Annotated in this window: 25 protein-coding genes and 2 pseudogenes; 16 read left to right on the top strand and 11 right to left on the bottom strand. The window is 65.4% G+C overall.

The window, feature by feature from the left end; genetic code table 11:
- Positions 1-19: 19 nt before the first annotated feature.
- A complete protein-coding gene (gene soxR, locus XdyCFBP7245_RS03920) occupies positions 20-466 on the bottom strand; it encodes a redox-sensitive transcriptional activator SoxR (protein ID WP_104614594.1) in 447 nt (148 codons plus the stop codon).
- Between the two features lie 97 nt (positions 467-563).
- Between soxR and XdyCFBP7245_RS03915 the strand changes: the two genes are divergently transcribed.
- Positions 564-1,934, top strand: coding sequence for an MFS transporter (locus tag XdyCFBP7245_RS03915; protein ID WP_104614489.1), 1,371 nt, complete (start codon positions 564-566; stop codon positions 1,932-1,934).
- Between the two features lie 473 nt (positions 1,935-2,407).
- Here the strand turns inward: XdyCFBP7245_RS03915 and XdyCFBP7245_RS03905 are convergent, their stop codons facing one another.
- From XdyCFBP7245_RS03905 to pdxH, 9 genes and pseudogenes are all read right to left on the bottom strand, one after another.
- On the bottom strand, positions 2,408-3,574 hold the full coding sequence (locus tag XdyCFBP7245_RS03905; RefSeq protein WP_104614487.1) for a glutathionylspermidine synthase family protein: 1,167 nt from the start codon (positions 3,572-3,574) through the stop codon (positions 2,408-2,410).
- A gap of 1 nt (position 3,575) precedes the next feature.
- Positions 3,576-4,148: a DUF1190 domain-containing protein gene (locus XdyCFBP7245_RS03900; protein WP_104614486.1), complete on the bottom strand. Its 573-nt coding sequence runs from the start codon at positions 4,146-4,148 to the stop codon at positions 3,576-3,578.
- A 13-nt stretch (positions 4,149-4,161) separates the two neighbouring features.
- Complete coding sequence (locus XdyCFBP7245_RS03895) at positions 4,162-4,566, bottom strand: DUF350 domain-containing protein (protein WP_104614485.1); 405 nt, start codon at positions 4,564-4,566, stop codon at positions 4,162-4,164.
- 34 nt (positions 4,567-4,600) lie between these two features.
- Positions 4,601-5,278 (bottom strand): YjfK family protein, encoded by a 678-nt coding sequence (locus tag XdyCFBP7245_RS03890; protein WP_193589327.1) that lies wholly within the window; start codon positions 5,276-5,278, stop codon positions 4,601-4,603.
- The gene (locus tag XdyCFBP7245_RS03885) at positions 5,275-6,357 is read right to left on the bottom strand and encodes a potassium channel family protein (protein WP_104614483.1); all 1,083 of its coding nucleotides are present in this window, start codon (positions 6,355-6,357) and stop codon (positions 5,275-5,277) included. Before XdyCFBP7245_RS03885 ends, XdyCFBP7245_RS03890 begins: the two co-directional genes overlap by 4 nt.
- Before the next feature lie 28 nt (positions 6,358-6,385).
- Positions 6,386-7,159, bottom strand: a complete 774-nt coding sequence (locus XdyCFBP7245_RS03880; RefSeq protein WP_011037963.1) for a PspA/IM30 family protein — start codon at positions 7,157-7,159, stop codon at positions 6,386-6,388.
- A gap of 12 nt (positions 7,160-7,171) precedes the next feature.
- On the bottom strand, positions 7,172-7,588 hold the full coding sequence (locus XdyCFBP7245_RS03875; protein ID WP_104614482.1) for a YjfI family protein: 417 nt from the start codon (positions 7,586-7,588) through the stop codon (positions 7,172-7,174).
- 139 nt (positions 7,589-7,727) lie between these two features.
- Positions 7,728-8,121: pseudogene (locus XdyCFBP7245_RS03870) on the bottom strand (GNAT family N-acetyltransferase); the annotation flags it as partial.
- Between the two features lie 20 nt (positions 8,122-8,141).
- Positions 8,142-8,741: a pyridoxamine 5'-phosphate oxidase gene (pdxH, locus tag XdyCFBP7245_RS03865; RefSeq protein WP_055849447.1), complete on the bottom strand. Its 600-nt coding sequence runs from the start codon at positions 8,739-8,741 to the stop codon at positions 8,142-8,144.
- 224 nt (positions 8,742-8,965) lie between these two features.
- Here pdxH and XdyCFBP7245_RS03860 point away from each other — a divergent pair, with 224 nt between their 5' ends.
- From XdyCFBP7245_RS03860 to XdyCFBP7245_RS24425, 11 genes and pseudogenes are all read left to right on the top strand, one after another.
- Entirely contained in the window at positions 8,966-9,508 is a 543-nt protein-coding gene (locus XdyCFBP7245_RS03860; RefSeq protein ID WP_104614481.1) for a shikimate kinase, read from the top strand.
- Entirely contained in the window at positions 9,505-10,617 is a 1,113-nt protein-coding gene (gene aroB / locus XdyCFBP7245_RS03855) for a 3-dehydroquinate synthase (protein WP_104614480.1), read from the top strand. The genes XdyCFBP7245_RS03860 and aroB overlap by 4 nt, the downstream gene beginning before the upstream one ends.
- Positions 10,618-11,290: 673 nt before the next feature.
- Positions 11,291-11,542, top strand: a complete 252-nt coding sequence (locus XdyCFBP7245_RS03850) for a WGR domain-containing protein (RefSeq protein WP_039414382.1) — start codon at positions 11,291-11,293, stop codon at positions 11,540-11,542.
- A 13-nt stretch (positions 11,543-11,555) separates the two neighbouring features.
- Positions 11,556-12,620, top strand: a complete 1,065-nt coding sequence (hemE, locus tag XdyCFBP7245_RS03845; protein WP_104614479.1) for a uroporphyrinogen decarboxylase — start codon at positions 11,556-11,558, stop codon at positions 12,618-12,620.
- 995 nt (positions 12,621-13,615) lie between these two features.
- Positions 13,616-13,903 carry a RebB family R body protein gene (locus XdyCFBP7245_RS03840; protein WP_104614478.1) on the top strand — a complete coding sequence of 96 codons (288 nt, stop codon included), beginning with the start codon at positions 13,616-13,618 and terminating at the stop codon, positions 13,901-13,903.
- A 38-nt stretch (positions 13,904-13,941) separates the two neighbouring features.
- The gene (locus XdyCFBP7245_RS03835; protein WP_104614477.1) at positions 13,942-14,211 is read left to right on the top strand and encodes a RebB family R body protein; all 270 of its coding nucleotides are present in this window, start codon (positions 13,942-13,944) and stop codon (positions 14,209-14,211) included.
- Between the two features lie 30 nt (positions 14,212-14,241).
- On the top strand, positions 14,242-14,508 hold the full coding sequence (locus tag XdyCFBP7245_RS03830; protein ID WP_055849430.1) for a RebB family R body protein: 267 nt from the start codon (positions 14,242-14,244) through the stop codon (positions 14,506-14,508).
- A 52-nt stretch (positions 14,509-14,560) separates the two neighbouring features.
- A complete protein-coding gene (locus tag XdyCFBP7245_RS03825; RefSeq protein ID WP_104614476.1) occupies positions 14,561-14,839 on the top strand; it encodes a RebB family R body protein in 279 nt (92 codons plus the stop codon).
- 148 nt (positions 14,840-14,987) lie between these two features.
- Positions 14,988-15,275: a hypothetical protein gene (locus tag XdyCFBP7245_RS03820; protein WP_228324249.1), complete on the top strand. Its 288-nt coding sequence runs from the start codon at positions 14,988-14,990 to the stop codon at positions 15,273-15,275.
- A gap of 23 nt (positions 15,276-15,298) precedes the next feature.
- A complete protein-coding gene (locus XdyCFBP7245_RS03815; RefSeq protein WP_104614474.1) occupies positions 15,299-15,544 on the top strand; it encodes a RebB family R body protein in 246 nt (81 codons plus the stop codon).
- Positions 15,541-15,750, top strand: a pseudogene (locus XdyCFBP7245_RS24425) (RebB family R body protein); the annotation flags it as partial. The gene XdyCFBP7245_RS03815 and the pseudogene XdyCFBP7245_RS24425, both read left to right, overlap by 4 nt.
- 256 nt (positions 15,751-16,006) lie before the next feature.
- On the opposite strand, the gene XdyCFBP7245_RS24420 reads toward XdyCFBP7245_RS24425, so the two are convergent.
- Positions 16,007-16,156: a hypothetical protein gene (locus XdyCFBP7245_RS24420; protein WP_244907764.1), complete on the bottom strand. Its 150-nt coding sequence runs from the start codon at positions 16,154-16,156 to the stop codon at positions 16,007-16,009.
- 126 nt (positions 16,157-16,282) lie between these two features.
- On the opposite strand from XdyCFBP7245_RS24420, the gene XdyCFBP7245_RS03805 reads away from it, so the two are divergent.
- The 4 genes from XdyCFBP7245_RS03805 (at position 16,283) to XdyCFBP7245_RS24735 (ending at position 19,412) form a co-directional block, all read left to right on the top strand.
- Positions 16,283-16,630 (top strand): hypothetical protein, encoded by a 348-nt coding sequence (locus XdyCFBP7245_RS03805; RefSeq protein ID WP_104614593.1) that lies wholly within the window; start codon positions 16,283-16,285, stop codon positions 16,628-16,630.
- Positions 16,631-16,649: 19 nt separating this feature from the next.
- Entirely contained in the window at positions 16,650-17,720 is a 1,071-nt protein-coding gene (locus XdyCFBP7245_RS03800; RefSeq protein WP_104614472.1) for a hypothetical protein, read from the top strand.
- 275 nt (positions 17,721-17,995) lie between these two features.
- A complete protein-coding gene (locus tag XdyCFBP7245_RS24415; RefSeq protein ID WP_244907759.1) occupies positions 17,996-18,349 on the top strand; it encodes a hypothetical protein in 354 nt (117 codons plus the stop codon).
- Between the two features lie 4 nt (positions 18,350-18,353).
- Positions 18,354-19,412 carry an NUDIX domain-containing protein gene (locus XdyCFBP7245_RS24735; RefSeq protein ID WP_280523179.1) on the top strand — a complete coding sequence of 353 codons (1,059 nt, stop codon included), beginning with the start codon at positions 18,354-18,356 and terminating at the stop codon, positions 19,410-19,412.
- Positions 19,413-19,453 lie beyond the last annotated feature (41 nt).

Here is a 19,453-nt window from a genome sequence, read left to right as displayed (position 1 = left end):
TACGTTTTGGTAGCCGCTCTTATTCCGGAATCAAGCTACCCAGTCGCAAAGCCCCCTCACCGTCGTGACCCAGCGCGTCGTCCGGATTGCTCAAGCGGCAGCGCTGCAACGACAGGCAGCCGCAGCCGATGCAATCGGTGAGCTGGTCGCGCAAGGCCTGCAGTTCGCTGATGCGCGCATCCAGCTGCCCGCGCCAGCGCGCGGACATGCGCGCCCATTCCGCGCGCGTGGGCGTGCGCTGATCCGGCAATACCGAGAACGCATCCAGCACCTGCTGCAAGGGCACCCCGAGCCGTTGCGCGACACGAATCACCGCGATGCGCCGCAACACATCGCGCGCGTAACGCCGTTGGTTGCCTGCAGTACGCAGGCTGCGGATCAGGCCTTTACGCTCATAGAAATGCAATGCCGACACCGCCACGCCACTGCGCTTGGCCACTTCGCCCACCGACAACTCACGCTGCATTGCCTTGACCTCAACCTTGGTTGAGGAAGGATGCTGCGCGGCCATGACCGACGCAAGCGCCACGGTCACGCCCCTGCTCACTCGCTCTGGATGTTCGATGCCCACCGATACCGCCCTGCCCGCCACACCGCCCCACGCCGCGCACCCCACCTCGATCCTGGCAGCGCCGTATCGCGCCGCCACGCTCGGCATGGTCGCGCTGGTATCGCTCAATGCCTTCGAGTCGCTGGCGGTGGCCGCCGCCATGCCCACCGTGGCGCGCGAGTTGAACGGCTTGCCGCTGTATGCGCTGGCCTTCGGCGGCACCCTGGCCACCAGCGTGGTGGGCATGACCGCCGCCGGGCGCTGGAGCGACCGTCGCGGCCCCAGCGGCGCGCTGGGCGTCGGGCTGCTGTGTTTTGTGATCGGGCTATTGATCGCCGGACTGGCGCCGAGCATGCCGTGGCTGATCGCCGGGCGCCTGTTGCAGGGCCTGGGCGCCGGCGCGTATTCGGTGGCGTTGTACGTGATTGTCGGGCGGCTGTATCCGGAAGCGTTGCGGCCACGCGTGTTTGCGGCATTCTCCGCCGGCTGGGTGGTGCCGTCGTTGATCGGGCCGAGCATCAGCGGGTTGATCGTGCAGCACGTGGGCTGGCGTTGGGTGTTTCTGTCGGTGCCGCTGCTGGCGATCCCGGCCGGACTGATGCTGTGGCCGGCATTGCGCGGGCGGAGCTGGACCAATGCGGATCCGGCCGCGCCGACTGCGTCGCTGGGCTGGGCCATCGGCGCGGCATTGGGCGTACTGGGCGTGTATCTGGGCGGTCAGTTGCACGGCATGACTGCGCTGGGCGCAATGCTGCCGCCGCTGTTGCTGACGGTGTATTGCGCGTGGCAGCTGTTGCCGGCCGGCACGCTGCGGCTGGCGCGCGGGTTGCCCAGCGTGATCGCGCTGCGCGGCATTGCCGCGGCGGCGTTCTTCGGGTTCGAGGCGTTCTTGCCGTTGCTGCTGTCGCGCGAACGCGGGCTCACGCCACTGCTGGCGGGCGTGGCACTGAGCGTGGGCGCGCTCGGCTGGTTCAGCGGTTCGTGGTACCAGGGCCACAGCCGCGCAGGTTGGTCGCGGCCGCGCCTGCTCAAGACCGGCGCGCTGCTGATGACGCTGGGCATCGTGATCGGCGCAGGCGCGGTGTGGCCGGCGATTCCGGTGCCGCTGGCAGTCGCCGGCTGGGCGCTGACCGGCCTGGGCATGGGCCTGGTGTATCCCAGCCTGTCGGTGCTGACGCTGGCCTTGTCGCCACCGGCGCAACAAGGCGCCAACAGCTCTGCGATGCAGCTGAGCGAAGCGATTGCCGTTGCCGGCATGCTGGCACTGGCAGGCGCGCTCTTCGCCGCGCTGTTAGCGTCGGCACCATGGGCGGCCTACTTGAGCGTGTTCGCGCTGGCCTGGTTGCTGGCGATGGCGGGCTTTTTTGTGGCGCGCCGGGTATGACGAGGGCTGCGTGGTTGGCGCGGTGAGTCGTGGTGCCGAGATAGGCCGATGCCGCATGCGCATCGGATCGACGCGGATACGTCGTGCATCGGGCAGGCCTTGCGCAAACGATCATGCCTGATTGGTCGACTGCATCCGCAGTGACATCGCGACGCAGAGCCGATCAAGGACTTTGCCGACCCTGCCGAGATCGCTGCGCAAAACGCTCCTGATCGCCCACCGCGAGCGAGTGGTCATTTTTTCGCCACCCATCTTGACAGCGTTGCGGGCCGGGGCCTGCACGCAGTTGTCCACAGCCTTGTGCAAGTTCCATCCACAGGGGGTGTGGAAAACCTGCGCTGCGTCGCACAGCGCGCAGGGCTTGCGCGCAACTGCGGCGTATGCAACGCAAACGCCGCAGTTGCCTGGACACGCGTGATGCGCATCGTCGGTACGACCACATCGCCTATCTGCAACGCGCCGACGCGTTGAAATCAGTCCACGATCACATGCGGCACGAAGCGCGAGGTGTCGCGGGTGATCGGGCCATCGTCGTCGCGCATGCCCAACCCGGCAGGGCGATCGGCCACCACCCAACTGCCCACCAGCGCATGGCGGCCATCGAAGACCGGCAGCGGGTGGTGCGCCTGCAGGATCGCCGGGCCGTCCACATACGGACCATCGGTGTGTGCGGCCTCGCCTTGCGCGGTGACCAGCGCGATGTTGGCGCCTTCGCGCGAGAGCAGCGGTTTGCGTACCCAACCGGCGGCGGGTGCCTCGCCGGCCTGCGCAAAGCGCGCTGCCAGCAGATTGGGATGCCCTTCATGGCGTTCCCACAGCAGCGGCAGGATGCCCTTGTTGCTCAATACCGATTTCCATGCCGGTTCGATCAGGCGCACGCGGTTGGCGATCAACGCCGGGCCGAAGCGCTCTTCCATCATGAATTCCAGCGGATACAGCTTGAACAAGGTCTGGATCACGCGGTCCTGGTCATCGGTGAACCAGCCTTCGGCGCTCAGGCCGATGTCTTCGATGGCGACTTCTTCGGTCGCAATGCCGACCTGATGCGCGCAATCGCGCAGATAACGCACGGTGGCGCGGTCTTCCAGCGAGTCGCGCACCGCCGAAAAATGCATCTGCGCACCCAACGCGCCATCCACCGCCAGCGCGCCCAGCGTTTCGCACAACAGATCCTGGATCAGGTTGTATTGATCGGTGCCGGCGGGCAGCACGCCGGCGGCGATCTGCTGCTCCAGCCACAACCACTGGAAATACGCAGCCTCATACAGCGAGGTGGGCGTGTCGTAATTGAGCTCGTACAACTTGGCCGGGCCGTTGCCGGAGTACGCCAGGTCCATGCGGCCATACAGATGCGGGTCGCGGTTCTTCCAGGAGCTGGCGATCCAGTCCCAGTAAAACGGCGGGATGGCCAGCTTGGTCAGCAGCGCCTCGGAGCCGACCACTTCGTCCACCAGCTGCATCGCCATGTCGTGCAGGTCTTGGGTGGGTGCTTCGATGTCGTCTTCGATCTGCCGCAACGAAAACGCGTAATAGGCGCGCTCGTCCCAATACGGCTCGCCGTCGATGGTGTGGAAATGGAAGCCGAGCGACTCGGCCTGCGCGCGCCAATCCGGGCGTTCGGCAACTGCGATACGTTGCATGTCAGCCGCCGAACCCGGAACTGCGCCCGCCGCTGCCGAACGAGCTGCGTGCCGCCGCGCTGGAGCCAAAGCCCGAGCGCGACACGGTGATCGCGCGCGTCGGCATATCGATCGCGCCGCTACGCCCGCGTACGGTGCCGATGCGATTGCTGGCCAGATCGCCATTGGGCTTGTAATAACCGCCGCTGCGGTAATCGCGATACAACGGAATCGAACCGCCATAGCGATAGCCGCCACCGCCGGTCATGTTGCCCAGCGCGTAACCCAGCAAAAAACCGCCCATCGGCGGAATCCAGCTCTGCTGGCCCTGGTTCTGCACCGCAGTGCAGCTACCGAACTGTTCGTCGCACTCGTAGCGGGTGTTGAAACGCGGCGCGGCCTGCTGGTGCTTGGCCACCGCCTCGTCGTAGGCCTTGAGGCATTGCTGGATGTCGTTCTGTTCCTGCTTGACCTGGTAGCAGTCGGAAGCCGACTGCAGCACCACGCCGGTTTCTGGCTCCGAGCCGCAGCCGGTGACCAGCGCGGCCGGCAATGCCGCCATCAGGGTGAGCTTGAGATTGCGTGATCGCTTCATGGCGCAGGCTCCGTTACGGCGTGATCGCCGCGGCGTTGATCAGGCCAACGGCGATCGACACGCCGGCAGAAAAAATACCGGCGGCGGCGACGTTGTCGGTGATCTGCCGCGAGATGCGCCCGGCCACCAGGTTGGCCAGCAGATACGCAAGCACCTGGATGCCGCAGGCGACCACGCCCCAGATCAGCGCATCGATCAGACTCACCGAATGGGTGATGGCCGAATGCAGCGGCAGCGCCACCCCGATGAGGTTGCCGGCCAGTGCGGTGGCGGCGGCCACATTGCCTTGCCGCAGCAAGGTGAAATCCTTGTGCGGGGTGACCAGGGTCACCAGCACCACCGCGACGATCAACACGCCCAGGCCGGTACCGAAGTAGGAAAGAAACGCGAGAAAACTCTGCAGATTGATCGGATTCATGACAGGGCCGGTTGAGTGAAGGGCGAGCGCGCGCTCAGGTGATGTCCAGATCGGCGACGGTGACGTCGATACCGACTGCGTAGGTCACGCAGAATTCGTTGGGGCCGGAATCCTCGCCGGTCACCAGCAAGAATTCTTCGCGCTGCAGCTCCGGCACGTCGCGGCTGTAGAGCATGGCGTAATGGGTCAGGTCGCCATCGCGGCGCGGCGGCTGATAGCGGTACAGCACCTCGTCGTAGGCGATCGGCGGAATGCGCGCGGCATCATCGGTGGATTGGGTGGCGCGCTCCCAGCGTTTGCCGGCGTACTCGATCTGCGCCGCGCCCAGGTGCGGGTGCTGCATCACGAACTCCTGAAACGCCTGCTTGCTCGGCGGGTTCACCGTCTCGCAATACACGAACGCCTTCATCGCCTCCAGATCGCCGCCCACGGTGGTGACCTGCAAAAACGCATCGTCGTCCAGATAGAACCGGTGCAGCGAATAGCCATCGCCCAGATTGACGTGGCCATAGCACGGGATGCCCTGATTGCCGCCCGGCAACTCGGCGGTCATGGCATCCGGCGCCATGCGGTACAGCGTGGTATCGATGGCCACCTGCCCCCCCACGCGCAAGCCCAACGGCAGTGCGTGCCCGATGGCGCCGGTGCCAGAGCTGGGCAACGGTGGCGGTTGCGGTTGGCCGAACAACTTGCTGAAAAAACTCATCGTCAGACACCTTGCGGCGATGCAGGAATGGGGGCGGCCGAAGCACGCAATGCCTGCCACGCAATCGCGTGCGCAGGCACCCGCTGTTCGGCCAGGTAATACAGCATGGCACCGCCGGCGACAGCGGTGCGTGCTGACGGATTCAAGCGCAACGCGCCATCGGGCGCACGCAGGCCCAGCAGCAAGGCACCGCGCTGGCTGAAATCGGCGGCGAGCCGGCTGTAATCCAGCGCATCCACCTCCGCAGGCACGGCAAGACTGAACTGGGTGGGGCCATCGTCCACCGACAACAACTCGGCGGTGATGGCGGCACTGCCCGGGTCCTGCGCGGCGCGGGCCAGGATTTCGGCGGTCATCGGGCGCGTGCACTCGATGGCCGGGTAATGGTGATTGACCAGGCGCGCGGCGCTGGCCGAGTCGAAGTGCGCCACCACATGCGCGCGCGGCGCATGCGCCATCAATGCGAACACCGCCGCCAGGGTCTGGTCGTCGGACGGTGGGTTGACGATCACCCGCGCCGCGCCCGCGATGCCGGCGCGCAGATACACCTCGGTATGCGTGTACGACTCGGCGGCGACAAAGCGCATTTGGTCGGGCATCGGGTTTTCAGCGACGCCTTCGGCGATCAGCACCACGCCTTCGTCGTCGGTGGCGGTGTCCGATAGCAGCAGCTCCAGCAAGCGCGTGGAGGCAGTGCCCTGCCAGCCGATCAGAATGGTGTGCCCGGTCAAATCGGCGTAGGCCATCTTGCCCATGGAATGGCGCCTCCAAAACGTGATGAGGACGCCGCTGGTCTTGGCCAGCACCGTGGCGAACAAGGCCACTGCGCCCGGCATCAACACGAACGCGGCGATATAGCGCCCGGGCACCGAGCCCGGCGACAGGTCGCCATAGCCGATGGTGGTGGCGGTAGTCATGTAGTAATACGGAAACGCGTCCAGACCGACGAGCTTGTGCTCGCCGGCCAGCCACAGCAACGCCCAGCTCAGGCCCATGTGGGCCAGCAGCGCCAGCGCCACCATGCCCCAACTGACGCGGCGCACGTGGCGCCGCAAGACCCGGAACAGCTTTCCAACAATGATCATGGCGCGTCCTGTGCCGTGGCGTTACGGGTCAGCTGTCGCTGCGCGGAACCTGCTGCACGTCGCGCACCTGGCCGATCAACGGCGCGGTCCCGCTGGCGGTGTCGTGGCCGAGTTGGGCGGCCGGCTTCTTGAAGCGTGCCAGCACCGCGGCCGCATTGGATTCGCCTTCCATCAGGCCGGCTGCGGCCAGACGTCGATTCAGATCGCCATCGCCCGTGGACGATTCGAGCTCTTCGGCCGATTCGATGCGGGCGGAGGTTTCGGCCTGGCGCGCCTTGATGCGCTCCAGCGATTCCAGTGCCGAGCCCATCTTGCTGCTGGCACCGGAATGCCGAGCGGCAATGGCGGCCTGCGCCTTCTGCACCGCATCGGTCGCCTTGACGGTATCGATCTGCTGGCGCATGCCGCGCAGCTGGTTTTCGGTCTTCTGGATGGTGGCCTTGAGCGTCACCACCGATTGGTCCAGCGCTGTCTTGGAGGCCTTGTCGCCGGCGTCTTCGCTTTCCAGCGCAGCCAGTTTGACCGCCACGTCGTGCGCCAGTGCCTCGTCGTTCTTCGCCAATGCGCCTTCGATGTAGCGGGTGTATTCGGCCATCTTGCCGGCACGCGCGTCGATCTTCTGCTGGGCCAGCTTGCTCTGCGCCATCAGTTTGGTCAGCTCTTCGCGCGAGCGCGTCAGCTGGGCGCCGGCATCGCGCATTTCCTGGTCCAGGATGCGCAACGCATTGGCGTCGACCGCTTTCTGGCCGGTTTCGTGTGCAGTACCACGCAGCAGCGTGATCAGTTTGGAAAAAATACTCATGACAACACGCCTTTAGGAAAAGAACGGCTTGAGAGATTCGGCGGCATCCAGCGTATTGGCCGCCAGGGTCTGGATTTCCTCGTCGATCTGGTCGAGCGTGGACGACGCCGACAGCTCGCCGAAGACCACATAGCTATCCTTGCCATCGACCTGGACCAGGCCCAGGTTGGACAACGGGTTGAGCGGATTGAGCCGCAGGCAGGCATCGTTGAACGCTGCGCGGTCGTTGACCTGGTCGGCGTTGGCCAGCAGCGTGGAAACGAACACCTGCGAGCCGGAGGCGGCAACCTGGATCTGCATGTCGCCGTGGTCGGCCAGGGTGAGGTTGATGGCCGGCTCCAGCCCGTCGATCAGTTCGACCTCGATCGGCTCGCCGCGGTAGCGCTCGGCCAGCAGGCCGTGCAATTCGACAGTGGTGTACTGCGTCATAGGATGTCCTGTCCTTCGGTCATGGGGCGATGTGATGCAGCAAGAGCGTGCAATGGGCGGACATACTACAGACTGTCTGCGACCGGCAGAAAGGGCCGCAAGTCCGCTGGTCAGGCAAGCTGCAGGCGGAAGCAGCCCCCCGTTCAGTTGGCTCGAAACCGCACGCCGCATGCGCCGCCTGCGCGTCGCTGTCTTCCAGCCGCGCATCGGAGGCCAGCTCCGCGCAGCCCCGCTCCCGGGTCCACTGGGCCGCCGCTGCCACCAGCGCACGACCGAGCCCGCGGCCGCGCCAGGCCGGAACCACCTACCCCCCGTTCCAGAAAGCCAACCGGGGTGCTTTCGGTGCCATTGACGTAGTCGTGGCGCACCGATAGCTCGGCAAACCCCGGTGCCGCATCCGCGTCGTCTACTGCCAGCAGATGACTGGCGTCCGAGCGCACGAGCGCCGCCTGCAGTTGGTCCGCGTCATCGTCGGCATCCGGCCACAAGGCCAGGCGCAAGGCCCGCGCATCGGCACCGACCGCCGCGCGCACCCGCCACCCGGCCTGCGCACTCACGGATACAGCATGCGTTTGGTCCACCGGCTGGCCGCATCGGCCTCGTAGCGCCAGCGCTCGTGTAGCCGGAACTTGGCGCCGTACCAGAACTCGAACGCCTGCGGCACCACCCGGAAGCCGCCCCAGCCGTCCGGACGCGGCACCTCGCGGCCTTCGAAAGTCGCTTCGACCTTGGCGATCGCCGCATCGAACTCCTCGCGCGAGCCCAGCGTCTGCGATTGCAGCGACGCCCACGCGCCGATCTGGCTCATGCGCGGGCGCGAGGCGAAATACGCGTCCGATTCGTCCGCGCTGACCAGCTGTACACCGCCTTCGATACGCACCTGGATGCCGGCTTCGCGCAGGCTGCGCCACAAGAACAGCAGCGCCGCCTGCGGATGGGTCTGCAGATCGCGGCCCTTTGCGCTGTCCAGATGCGTGTAAAACACGAATCCGCGCGTGTCGAAGGCCTTGAGCAACACGGTGCGCGCGCTCGGCCGCCCGTCCACGTTGGCGGTGGCCACGGTCATTGCGCTGGCTTCCAGTTCGGCGCTGTTCTGCGCCTCGGCATACAACGCGGTAAAGGTGGCAAGCGCTTCTGCGTACAGATCGGGCATGACGGTAGGTGGCAGCAGGAGAAGCGCCCATTGTGGGCGCATTGCACGCGCTTGTCGCATGGCACGCGCTTGTCGCATGGCACGGCTGTCGCCGCCTGTGCAATTGGCATTGCCATCGGCGCCTACGTGTTGTGGCAATCACCGGCTCTGCGTGGGCCGCACCGATGAGCCGCGTCGAGCCGCCCGGTACGCGAGTGCGAAGGCGAATGCTACGATCCCTGCGCATGAACCCCGCACCCAATCTCGTGATGATCGGCCCGATGGGCGCCGGAAAAAGCTGCATCGGCCGCCGCCTGGCCGAGCGCTTCGGGCTGGAGTTCGTGGATGTGGATCAGGCCATTGTCGAACACGTGGGCAGCAGCATCCCGGCGATCTTCGAACAACATGGCGAAGCGCACTTTCGGCAGCAGGAAGCCCAGACCTTGCAGACGCTGCTGCAACAGGACAACAAACTCATTTCCACCGGTGGCGGCGCAGTGCTGGATCCGCTCAACCGCGCGCGGATTCGTGAGCGCGGGTTTGTGGTCTATCTGCACGTGAGCGTGCCGGCGCAACTCACCCGGCTGGCGCGCGACCGCAATCGCCCGCTGCTGCAGCGCGCCGACCGCGAGCAGGTGCTGCACGCGATGGCCGCGCATCGCACCCCGCTGTATCAGGAGGTCGCCGACCTCACCCTGGAAACCGATCATTTCTCCCCCGCCGAGGCCACCGCGCAGCTGGTGCTGCGCCTGGCTGCGCAATGGCGCATGTCGAGTACCCCCGCATGACACTTCCCCGTTCCTCGCGCAGCGTCGATGTCGACGGTGCGCAGCCGTACACCATCACCATTGCTCCCGGCCTGCTGGCCGATGGCGCGCGCCTGGCCAGCCATGTGCGCGGCCGTCACGTGCTGCTGCTCAGCGACACGCAGGTGGCGCCGCACTATGCGGCCGGCGTGCGCAGCGCGCTGCTGCAGGCGCGCCCGGACCTGCAACTGGGCGAGCTGGTGATCGCCGCCGGCGAAGCCTCAAAGACGCTGGACAACTTCGGCGCCGCCATCACTGCGCTGGCCGAACTGGGCGCCACCCGCGATGCCTGCGTGTTCGCGCTCGGCGGCGGCGTAGTCGGCGACCTGGCCGGCTTCGCCGCCGCCTGCTGGATGCGTGGCGTGGACTGCGTGCAGCTGCCCACCAGCCTGCTGGCGATGGTGGATTCGTCGGTCGGCGGCAAGACCGCGGTGGATATCCCGCAGGGCAAGAACCTGGTCGGCGCCTTCCATCCACCACGCGCGGTGATCGCCGATACCGACACCCTGCTCACCCTGCCCGCCCGCGAACTGCGCGCCGGCCTGGCCGAAGTGATCAAGTACGGCGCCATCCGCGACCCGCTGTTCTTCCAGTGGCTGCACGCCGAACGCCGCGCCTTGCTCGACAGCGATGCGGCGGCGCTGGCACAGGCCATCGCCCGCAGCTGCGAACACAAGGCCGAGATCGTGGCGCGCGACCCGCTGGAAAAGGGCGAGCGCGCCCTGCTCAACCTGGGCCACACCTTCGGCCACGCCATCGAAACCGAGCAAGGCTATGGCGCGCCCGGCAACGACAACCTCAACCATGGCGAAGCGGTGGCGGTAGGCATGGTGCTGGCCGCGCGCCTGTCGGCCGCGCTGGGTATGAGCGAGGCACAGGACACCGACGCACTGCGCACCCTGCTGCAGGAGTTCGACCTGCCCACCGAGATCCCGCCCGGCCTGTCGCCCGAGTCCCTGCTGGGGCGCATGCGCCTGGACAAGAAGAACGTCGCCGGCCGCCTGCGCCTGGTGCTGTGGCGCGGCATCGGCAAGGCCGAAGTGGTGCCCGATGTGGACGAGGCGGTGGTGCTGCAGATCCTGGCGGGGTGAGGCCGTGATGGTGGGTTGAGGTGAGCGCTTATCGGTTGAGACGGACCTTAGCCGGTCGAGGTTGACCTTCGCCGGTCGACGGTGGGTTGCGACCTGCCGGGCTTCGATGACCTTGGCCGATTGAGATTGAACCTGGCCGGCTGAGAGTGAGGTCAGCCAGACAGGGCGGGCACGGATTGCGAGACAGCTACGCAACACCACCGTCGATCGCCGCCCAGGACCCCGGCACTCACTGGTCTGACAGCCCCCTGCGCCCATGGGAGCGCACCTGGGCGCGACGGGCTTCATCAGCAAAGCCCCATCGCGCCCAGGTGCGCTCCTACATGACGCCTGCGCGTTGATCGACCGCGCGCCACCCGGCCTGCCGCCTTTCTCGACAGCGCAAATCGCCAGCGGCCACACCGCCTACTGATCTGAAAGCACCCTGCGTCCGTAGGAGCGCACCTGGGCGCGACGGGCCTCACCGGTCAACCCCGTTCGCGCCCGGGTGCGCTCCTACGGAGCGTGTGCACACTGCGGCGCGTGCAACGCGAAGCGTCGGTTGCGTAGGAGCGGATCAGCGCGCGCGGGCTTTCCCGACAGCCACACTGGACCTGATGAAGCTTCGTAACCGGAGCAGCGCGGCGCGCCCACTGCCCCCAGCCTTCAGCACTGCCCGGCTACAATCGGGCGCATGCGCATCCTCCTGCAACACGATTCCGGCGGCAACGAGCCGCTCCGCTACGTCCAGCTGACCCTGCAACCGGACCTGTTCGGTGGCTGGGAACTGCTGCGCGAAAGCGGCCAGATCGGTGGGCGCACGCAACTGCGACGCGACCAGTACCTGCTGCAGGACGAGGCCGACAGGGCGTTCGAAAAGGCCCGCGACACCCAACTCAAACGCGGCTTCCAACTCATCACCGGCGGCGCCGACGCGCCGCGCTGAGGACACATCTCCCATGCTCAAGAACGATCGTCTGCTGCGCGCCCTCAACCGTCAGCCCGTGGACCGCACGCCCGTGTGGTTGATGCGCCAGGCGGGCCGCTACTTACCGGAATACCGCGCCACCCGCGCGCGCGCCGGCAGCTTCCTGGGCATGGCCAAGAACCCGGATATCGCCTGCGAAGTGACCTTGCAGCCGCTGGCGCGGTTTCCGCTGGACGCGGCGATCCTGTTCTCCGACATCCTCACCATCCCCGATGCGATGGGCCTGGAGCTTTACTTCGTCGAAGGCGAAGGGCCCAAGTTCCGTCACCCGGTGCGCGATGCCGCCGCCATCCATCGCCTGGGCGTGCCGGACATGGAAACCGAGCTGCGCTACGTGATGGACGCGGTGCGCCTGATCCGCCGTGAGCTGGACGGCGCGGTGCCGCTGATCGGCTTCTCCGGCAGCCCATGGACGCTGGCCTGCTACATGATCGAAGGCGGCGGCAGTAAGGAATACGCGCGCATCAAGGCGATGGCCTTCAATGCTCCGGACGTGCTGCACCACCTGCTCAGCACGGTGACCGATGCGGTGATTGCCTACCTGTCCGCACAACGTGCGGCCGGTGCGCAGGCGCTGCAGGTGTTCGACACCTGGGGCGGCGTGTTGTCGCCGGCGATGTACCGCGAATTTTCGCTGCCCTACCTCACCCGCATCGCGCGCGAACTCGAACGCGGCGACGGTGCCGAGCGCACTCCGCTGGTGTTGTTCGGCAAGGGCAACGGCGCCTACGTGGCCGACCTGGCCGCCAGCGGTGCCGAAGCGGTGGGTGTGGACTGGACCATCTCGCTGGCCGACGCCGCCCAGCGCGCCGGCGGCCGCGTTGCCCTGCAGGGCAACCTGGACCCGGCCACCCTGTACGGCTCGCCCGAAGCGATCCGCAGCGAAGTCGGCAAGACCCTGGACAGCTACGCGCAGGGCAACGGCGGCTCGCGCGAGGGCCACGTGTTCAACCTCGGCCACGGCATGTCGCCGGATATGAATCCGGACCATGTCGGCGTGCTGGTGGAAGCGGTGCAGAGCCTGAGCAAGCGCTGATGCTAGGGGTGATCGACAGCGCCGTCATCTGCTGTCGATCACCGCTTGACGGTGCGCGCACGCGGTTGGTTCGCGTAGCGCTTGATGTGTCTTGCCCGCGCGAGCAAATAGCTGGTCGGGGAAGCGAAAAACACAGGTTTGGCACCCAGCAAGATGCTGGCGCAAGCGTGGTATCCGCGCGCTGAGCCAGCGGTGAGACAAGCGGGTGGAACGTCGCAGCTGCTGCGTGCACACCCCACTGTCATCCATCTCTTCCATCGTCGATTTGAGGCACCACTCTGTGCCCACACATACCGTGTGGATTGACGTAAACCCAGCGCATCGCGCATGACTGCGCATACCGGGCCAGAGCGCGCAGACACGACCCGGCATCTGCACTCGCACCCAATGAGGTATTGGTCAATCACAGGCTCGCAGCGCTCGCACTGGCAAAGCCACGGGTTCAAACCCTGCACGTCACTGGCAGCACACCACCAACCATGGATGCGTCTCACGCATAAAGCCGAATCCTGCGTCGATGGCAAGCCAACACGCGCGTATTAGCAGACTCAGCCGCAGCCAGCCATCGACACGCATCTGATCGTCCGGCACACATCGGAAACGCGATCGCGCGCACAACATGCAGCGCTTGGCGCAGCCAGAGCCATCAAGCGAAAAACGTTCGAAGATCATCGCGACTGCCAACTACCGCGCCCTCATCGTTTCTGCATGGATTTAATGCAAACCGCATCGCGATTTACCGCTGAACGCGCGGCAAGATTCGATAAAACCGGTATTAAGTCGGGTGCAGCGCTAAAGCAGCGCGGCATTCACGTCGTTAACCCCGTGATTGCCATCGTTAACCCCAATTCCCCAAACCGATGGCGCTCTATTGTGGCGACACGGTGATGCGGTGGCACCGCAGCATTCTCTCGACAGGCCAACGATCTGCCAAACCTCGACACCGTCGCGTTTTTCAAGCACTCCAACCGTCATTCAATTCCAAGGAGAAAAACATGGCATTTCCCACCGCCGTCAACGACCAGATCACCGACTCCGTCACACAAGCCAATACCAAGGTATTGGGCGATGCACCGGCCATTGCCATGGGCAATCTGTACCAGGCCACCGCACAAGCGTTGGCGAATGCCGCGCACAACGCGACCAATGCGCAGCAGCAAAGTTACGTCACCGCACAGTCAGCCACCACGATGGGGGTCGCCACGCTCTACTCCATCGATACCGCCACTACCGGAGTGGCGACCAAGGAGATCCTGAGCACCGGCGTCAAAGGCCTGGGCTGAGTTAATCGCATCGACCCCTGAACCATAAGGAGCAAGAAATGGCATTCCCGACCGCAGTCAATAGCCAAATCACCGATTCCGTTACCCAGGTCAATACCAAGGTGCTGGGCGACGCGCCCGCGATCGCCATGGGCAATTTGTATCAGGCAACCGCGCAAGCGCTCGCAAACGCTGCCCACAACGCGACCAACGCGCAGCAGCAGAGCTATGTCACCGCGCAGTCGGCCACCACCATGGGCGTGGCGATGCTGTACTCCATCGACACCGCCACCACCGGTGTGACCACCAAGCAGATCCTGAGCGTTTAATCGCCAGGCTGACGCCAAGGACATTCGCGCATGGCATTTCCCACCGCCGTCAACGACCAGATTACCGACTCGGTCACCCAGGCCAACCTGCAGGTACTGGGAAGCTCCCCTGCCGCAGCCATGGGCAATCTGTACCAGGCCACCGCGCAGGCGTTGGCAAACGCAGCCCACAACGCAACGCTCGCGCAACAGCAGATGTACATCACCGCACAAGCGGCGACCACGATGGGTGTTTCGCTGCTGTATTCGCTCGATACCGGCGCCACGGGCGCCGCCACCAAGAAGATGCTCGGCTAACCGCTAACGCCGCAGCGTCTTCCTTCTTTCACTACCTCAAGGAGCTATCACCATGGCCTTTCCGACTGCCGTCAACAGCCAGATCACCGATTCGGTTTCCCAGGTCAACACCAAGGTCCTCGGCGATGCGCCGGCGATCGCAATGGGCAACCTGTTCGTTGCCACAAGCCAGGCGCTGTCCAACGCCGCCCACAACGCCACCAACAACCAGCAGCAGTCCTACGTGACGATGCAGGCGTCGACGACCCAGGGTGTGTCCACCTTGTATGCGATCGACACCGCGTCCGATGGCGTCGCCACCCGGGAAATCCTGAGCGCCGGGCTTCGGTAAGCGGCAACCGGGCGCCGCTGCCGCCACAAGAGCGGCGCCCGGTCTGCACTGCCATTGCCGCTCTGACCTAACCCTTGGACGCATCGAGAAAGGACGCATCATGTTGCAACTACATCATGTCCCCACGTCCAACACACTGGATGTGGTTGTGAGACTGATCAGAGGCCGCACCATCGTGGCGACGTTCGCGCCGCACCAGAAAGCGGTGATGAACATCGAGTTCGACGGCATCCTGCCGGTGATTCCCGGCGTTGAGCCCTTGGTCTACCGCCAGCAGTCGGACAGCGTGATCGACGTGCCGTACGGCAATGTCGCACTCCTCGAACGCGTACACAACGGCGTGGCCTTGCAGTACGCGTGCAAACACGAGCCACAGACCAGCGTCCTGTTCGCGGCATCGGTCAGCGTTGCCCAGCGCAGGCCGTTGTTGGCCTAGCACGCAAACGCCAGCGCACGGTCATGCAGCCCAGTGCAGGTGCCGCAAGCGTGGCCAGCCTGGTCGGCACTGCCGCCACGGGCGCGGCGCTGACCATCGGGCAGGCCCCGGCTTTTGCAATGGGCGCGACGTATCTGGCGCTAGCGGATTCGATCGCACTGGCGATGGAAAACGCCGTCGCCAACCAGCAACGCGGACAGGTGCTTGCCGATGCCGCCCTCACCCAGATTCTTGCCTTAATCATCCAGAAGGGAGCGACTTCGTCATGATCGACGACAGTACCGTGAACAGCCAGATCGTCGACGCCGTCAGCAGCATCGTGACGCTGACCACCGGTCAGGCACCTGCGCAGGCGCTCGGCATGCTCGATGCCGTGATGCTGGAGACGCTGGGCATGGCGATGCACAACGCGGTCAACCGGCAGCAGGGCGCCGGCATGATCAATGCCGCAGCGATCACCGCGGCTTGCGCCAAGATGATTTCCGCACCGTTCCCGGTTCCGGCGCCGCTGCCACCGGCACCACCTGGTCCTGCGCCGACGGTTGCGCCATTGCCAGGCCCGCCTCCCTCACCGCCTGCGCCGGCAGCGCTGATCGCGGCCGCCGCTGCGGAAGCCAAGGTGGCCGTCGATGTGCTGAAAACGCAGGCGCAGGGCGCGTCGGCAAACGCGGCGACCGCAACCGCCGACCTGATGCAAGTGCATGCGCTGAGCGTGCCGCCCCCTCTGCCCATCAGTCCTCCCGCCCCCGGCGCCGGCCCAGATCATGCTGCCACTTCTGATGCTTCTGCTTCTGCACCCACAGCTGCACCAGCAACTCCAGCCACTGGCGCAGCCTCTGGTGCTCCTGCATCTGCACCTGCTGCTTCTGATGCATCTCCATCTAGCGCTGCATCTCCATCTACATCTACGCCATCTGTGCAGTCATAGACCGTCTGCGCAGATGGCGTGCTTCTCCTCTATCACCAGGCCTGATTGAAAGGCCGCAGATCCTTCCATGGGAACCAAGATGGAACCGACAAAGGTCAATGCGCAGGTCATCGACGTCATCAACCAGGTGCAGCTTGCGACCATGAGCCCGCAGGTCGTACTGACCAGCGGGGCCGGTAAGGCCTATCAATCGGTGGCGCAATCGACTGCCATCGCAGTACAGGACGCCACCGACGCACTGCGCAATGTCTCGACCATCGCGACCACCGCGGTCGGCGTGGCGATGGCGCAATACCTGGCCACCGGCGACGAAAAATATGTTGTCGCGCTCGTCCAGGCGCAGGCACTGATGCAGGGCGCCACCGACGACTTCGCCAGGATCGGTTCGGCGGCAGGGCTGGTGCTGAAGAATTTCCCCGCTGGTTGAATCCACAAGGAGTCATGCAATGTCCGTTTCGATCGCAGGCCGCCTGATCTCGATGCCAAGGATGTTGTCGTCACTGGGCAGGCAGGCCATGGCGTTTATTGATGGAGGCACGCAATGGCTGGACTGGGCGATCCAGTCGCCCGGCGCGCGCTATGACTTCCCCGACGAGACCAGCTTGCTCGACGAGGTGCAGCAAGGTCTGCATGGCTCGCGCCTGACCTTGCTCCCGCAGCTGGCGCTGAAGGTCAGCCCGGTCAAGCTGATGACCTTGAGCCCGGCCGACCTGGGCACGCTCGCGCAGGCAGAATCCGGCGATACCGGGTCGGTGGCCAAAGCGCAGCTGCAGCGCATTTTTCACGACAACGCCTTGTTTACTGCAAGCGACCTGGCCGCAGGCCGTAGTCTTCTGACGCAGTTGAAGGTCGATGGCGCCGGGGTGTTCCAGTCGCTGGACCTGGAGGAAAGCCTGGCGCTGCGCCAACTGGCCGCCGAAGCGCCGCCAGCCAACGTGACGCCTGCGCTGCAGCAGGAAGCCGCCGCATTCGCCATCGAGCAGGCGCGCACACCGCTGGAATTTTGCGATTACTACCGCTTCTATCTGGCCTGCACCGCCACGCTCGCCACTGAGGACGAGCGCGCGCTTGCCGCGTCCTCGGCACTGCAGACACTGCTGCCGCTGCTGTTCACTGCCCTGGATTGCCCACAAGTGCAGGGGCTGCCCTCGCCCAACGAGGTCGCAATGAGCGTTGCCGAATGGCTGGCGCGCGGTCGCCAGATCGGTTTCGCGCGGTTATCGCTGGCCGCCCAACAGATCGTCCAACACACCCGCTACCAGGGCGACGGCGACAACCAGGCAGCGAGCGATGCAATCCGCCTCTACCTGCAGTCTGCACAGGCATTCCTGGCGGCCAACCGGCCCAGCCATGGCGTGCTGGGCCAGGATGGCAACAGCTGCGTGTTCGCCATCCACAACGACAGCCTGGCTGCGTTGCTGCAGGTCAACAACGGCGTTATTTCGCTCCGCGATTTCGGTACCGCACCCGCGTCCAGCAATGGGTCGTACGAGGCGGATGCGGAGGCTAATCAGTGAGCACAACGGCCCCGCGCCTCGATGCAACTGACGAGGCCGCGCCGACGACCAGCGCCGCCGACGCGGCCCGCGATGCGGTACACGCAGGTCGCGCAGCGGCCCTGGCGGCCGCACGCCAGGGCAGGACGCAGGCCGAACACGCACTGGGCGAGATGCTGCGCGCGCTTGCAGCGCAGCGCCCGCCCGATACCGCATCGCTGCCGGCACCGATACGGCAGCAGCGAATCAATGACGTTGCCCCGCTCCACTGCGCTTCCACTTCAGGAGACACCGACATGTCCGACGACACCCTTCCGACCCCATCAGCCACGACCGCTGCAGCGCCGACCACAAGCACTGCGCAACCGTCCGCGCCGTCGGCAATCGAGGCCGCGCTGCAGGCAGCGCAAGCTCAGGTCGAACAGGCAATAGCCGCCAGCGACAAGGCCGTACAGGCCGCGATGCAGGCCGCAAACGCCGCCGTCGCCGACAACGAGCAGGCGGCTTATGCATCCCGTCAGGCATTGCAGCAGGCCGATGAAGCCGCAACCGCTGCCGTTGCCGCCGCGCAGCAACAGGCCGAGCAGGCGATGGCGGCGACAGTGGCGGCAACGCAGACGGCCGCAGGATCGCCATCGAACGGAGGCTGAGGCCATGCAGGTCTATGCCGCGTTATGGGATGAAGCGGGCACCTATCTGATCGCACGCAAACGCTGTTTCAACAACTGGTGGGGGGATCACTCCGCACCGGTGTTGGCGGCGGAAGTGGTTGCCCTGTTGTGCAAGATCACTGCGAATGCAGCCGGTGCCAGCCCACCCTTTGCAGAGGCCGACTGGGACAGTGCTCGAAACTGCCTGCGAGGGGCGTGGCTAGCCGCCAACGGCCTACGGGAGAAAGATCCAGCCTACATCGGCGCAGCGCAGGCACTCGGTCTCGCATACCAGAATGCCTGCACCGACAGTCCAAGTTGCGATGTGGTCACCGACAAGGCCATGGAGGGCGCCGGCCACCTGCTCAGGGTGAAATTCGGGCCGAGCTCATCTCGTGCAAGGGTAGGCGAATCGCTGGAATCGAAAATCAAAGGCGCCGGCAGCGATCCTCTGCAATGGAACGCTGCATGTGTGGATGCCGACACGCTGGCACGCGACATGCGGGAATGGGCCCGGCAAAAACCGTTGGCAATCGTGAACCAGGCTGGCCAGTGGTCACTGCCTGGCGGCCGTATCAATCCCGGGGAATCTGCCGAGCAGGCGGCACGGCGCGAATTTAGCGAGGAAACCGGCTTCGCTCTTGAAAATCCCGCCGACTTTTCGCGGGATCTCGACATCGAACTGAAAGATCCCGGCGGGAACGCGTTCCAACTGGTGCGTTTCAAGAGCACGGCGGCGCTCGACGGCATCGTGGATGTCATCAATCGGGCGATCAGGTCGCGAGTCGGCGCCAATCGACCGAACGCAAGTGCGGTGTGCGATTGGGAGATCGCGTCGGTGCAGCGCATCGATCGATCGCAACTGACCCACTACCTCGGCGTCCACCAGCCGTTGGCACCGCAGACCATCGAGGAAGGCGCCTACGTCAGCGCAAAACTCGCTTATCCACCCAAGCCAGGCCCGCCTTATCCAACCACTCGTGACGACACTTGGCCGCGAAGAGAAAGCCAGGCAATTGGTTGGTACGCACAAATGGCCACGCATCTGCAGACATCTCCCTGATTCCGATCTCGATGCTTCCTCCCCCTCGACGCGGAGTTTCA

It is taken from the genome of Xanthomonas dyei (genome assembly GCF_002939865.1).
GTDB lineage: Bacteria > Pseudomonadota > Gammaproteobacteria > Xanthomonadales > Xanthomonadaceae > Xanthomonas > Xanthomonas dyei.
This window is presented reverse-complemented; position numbering and strand designations above follow the sequence as displayed.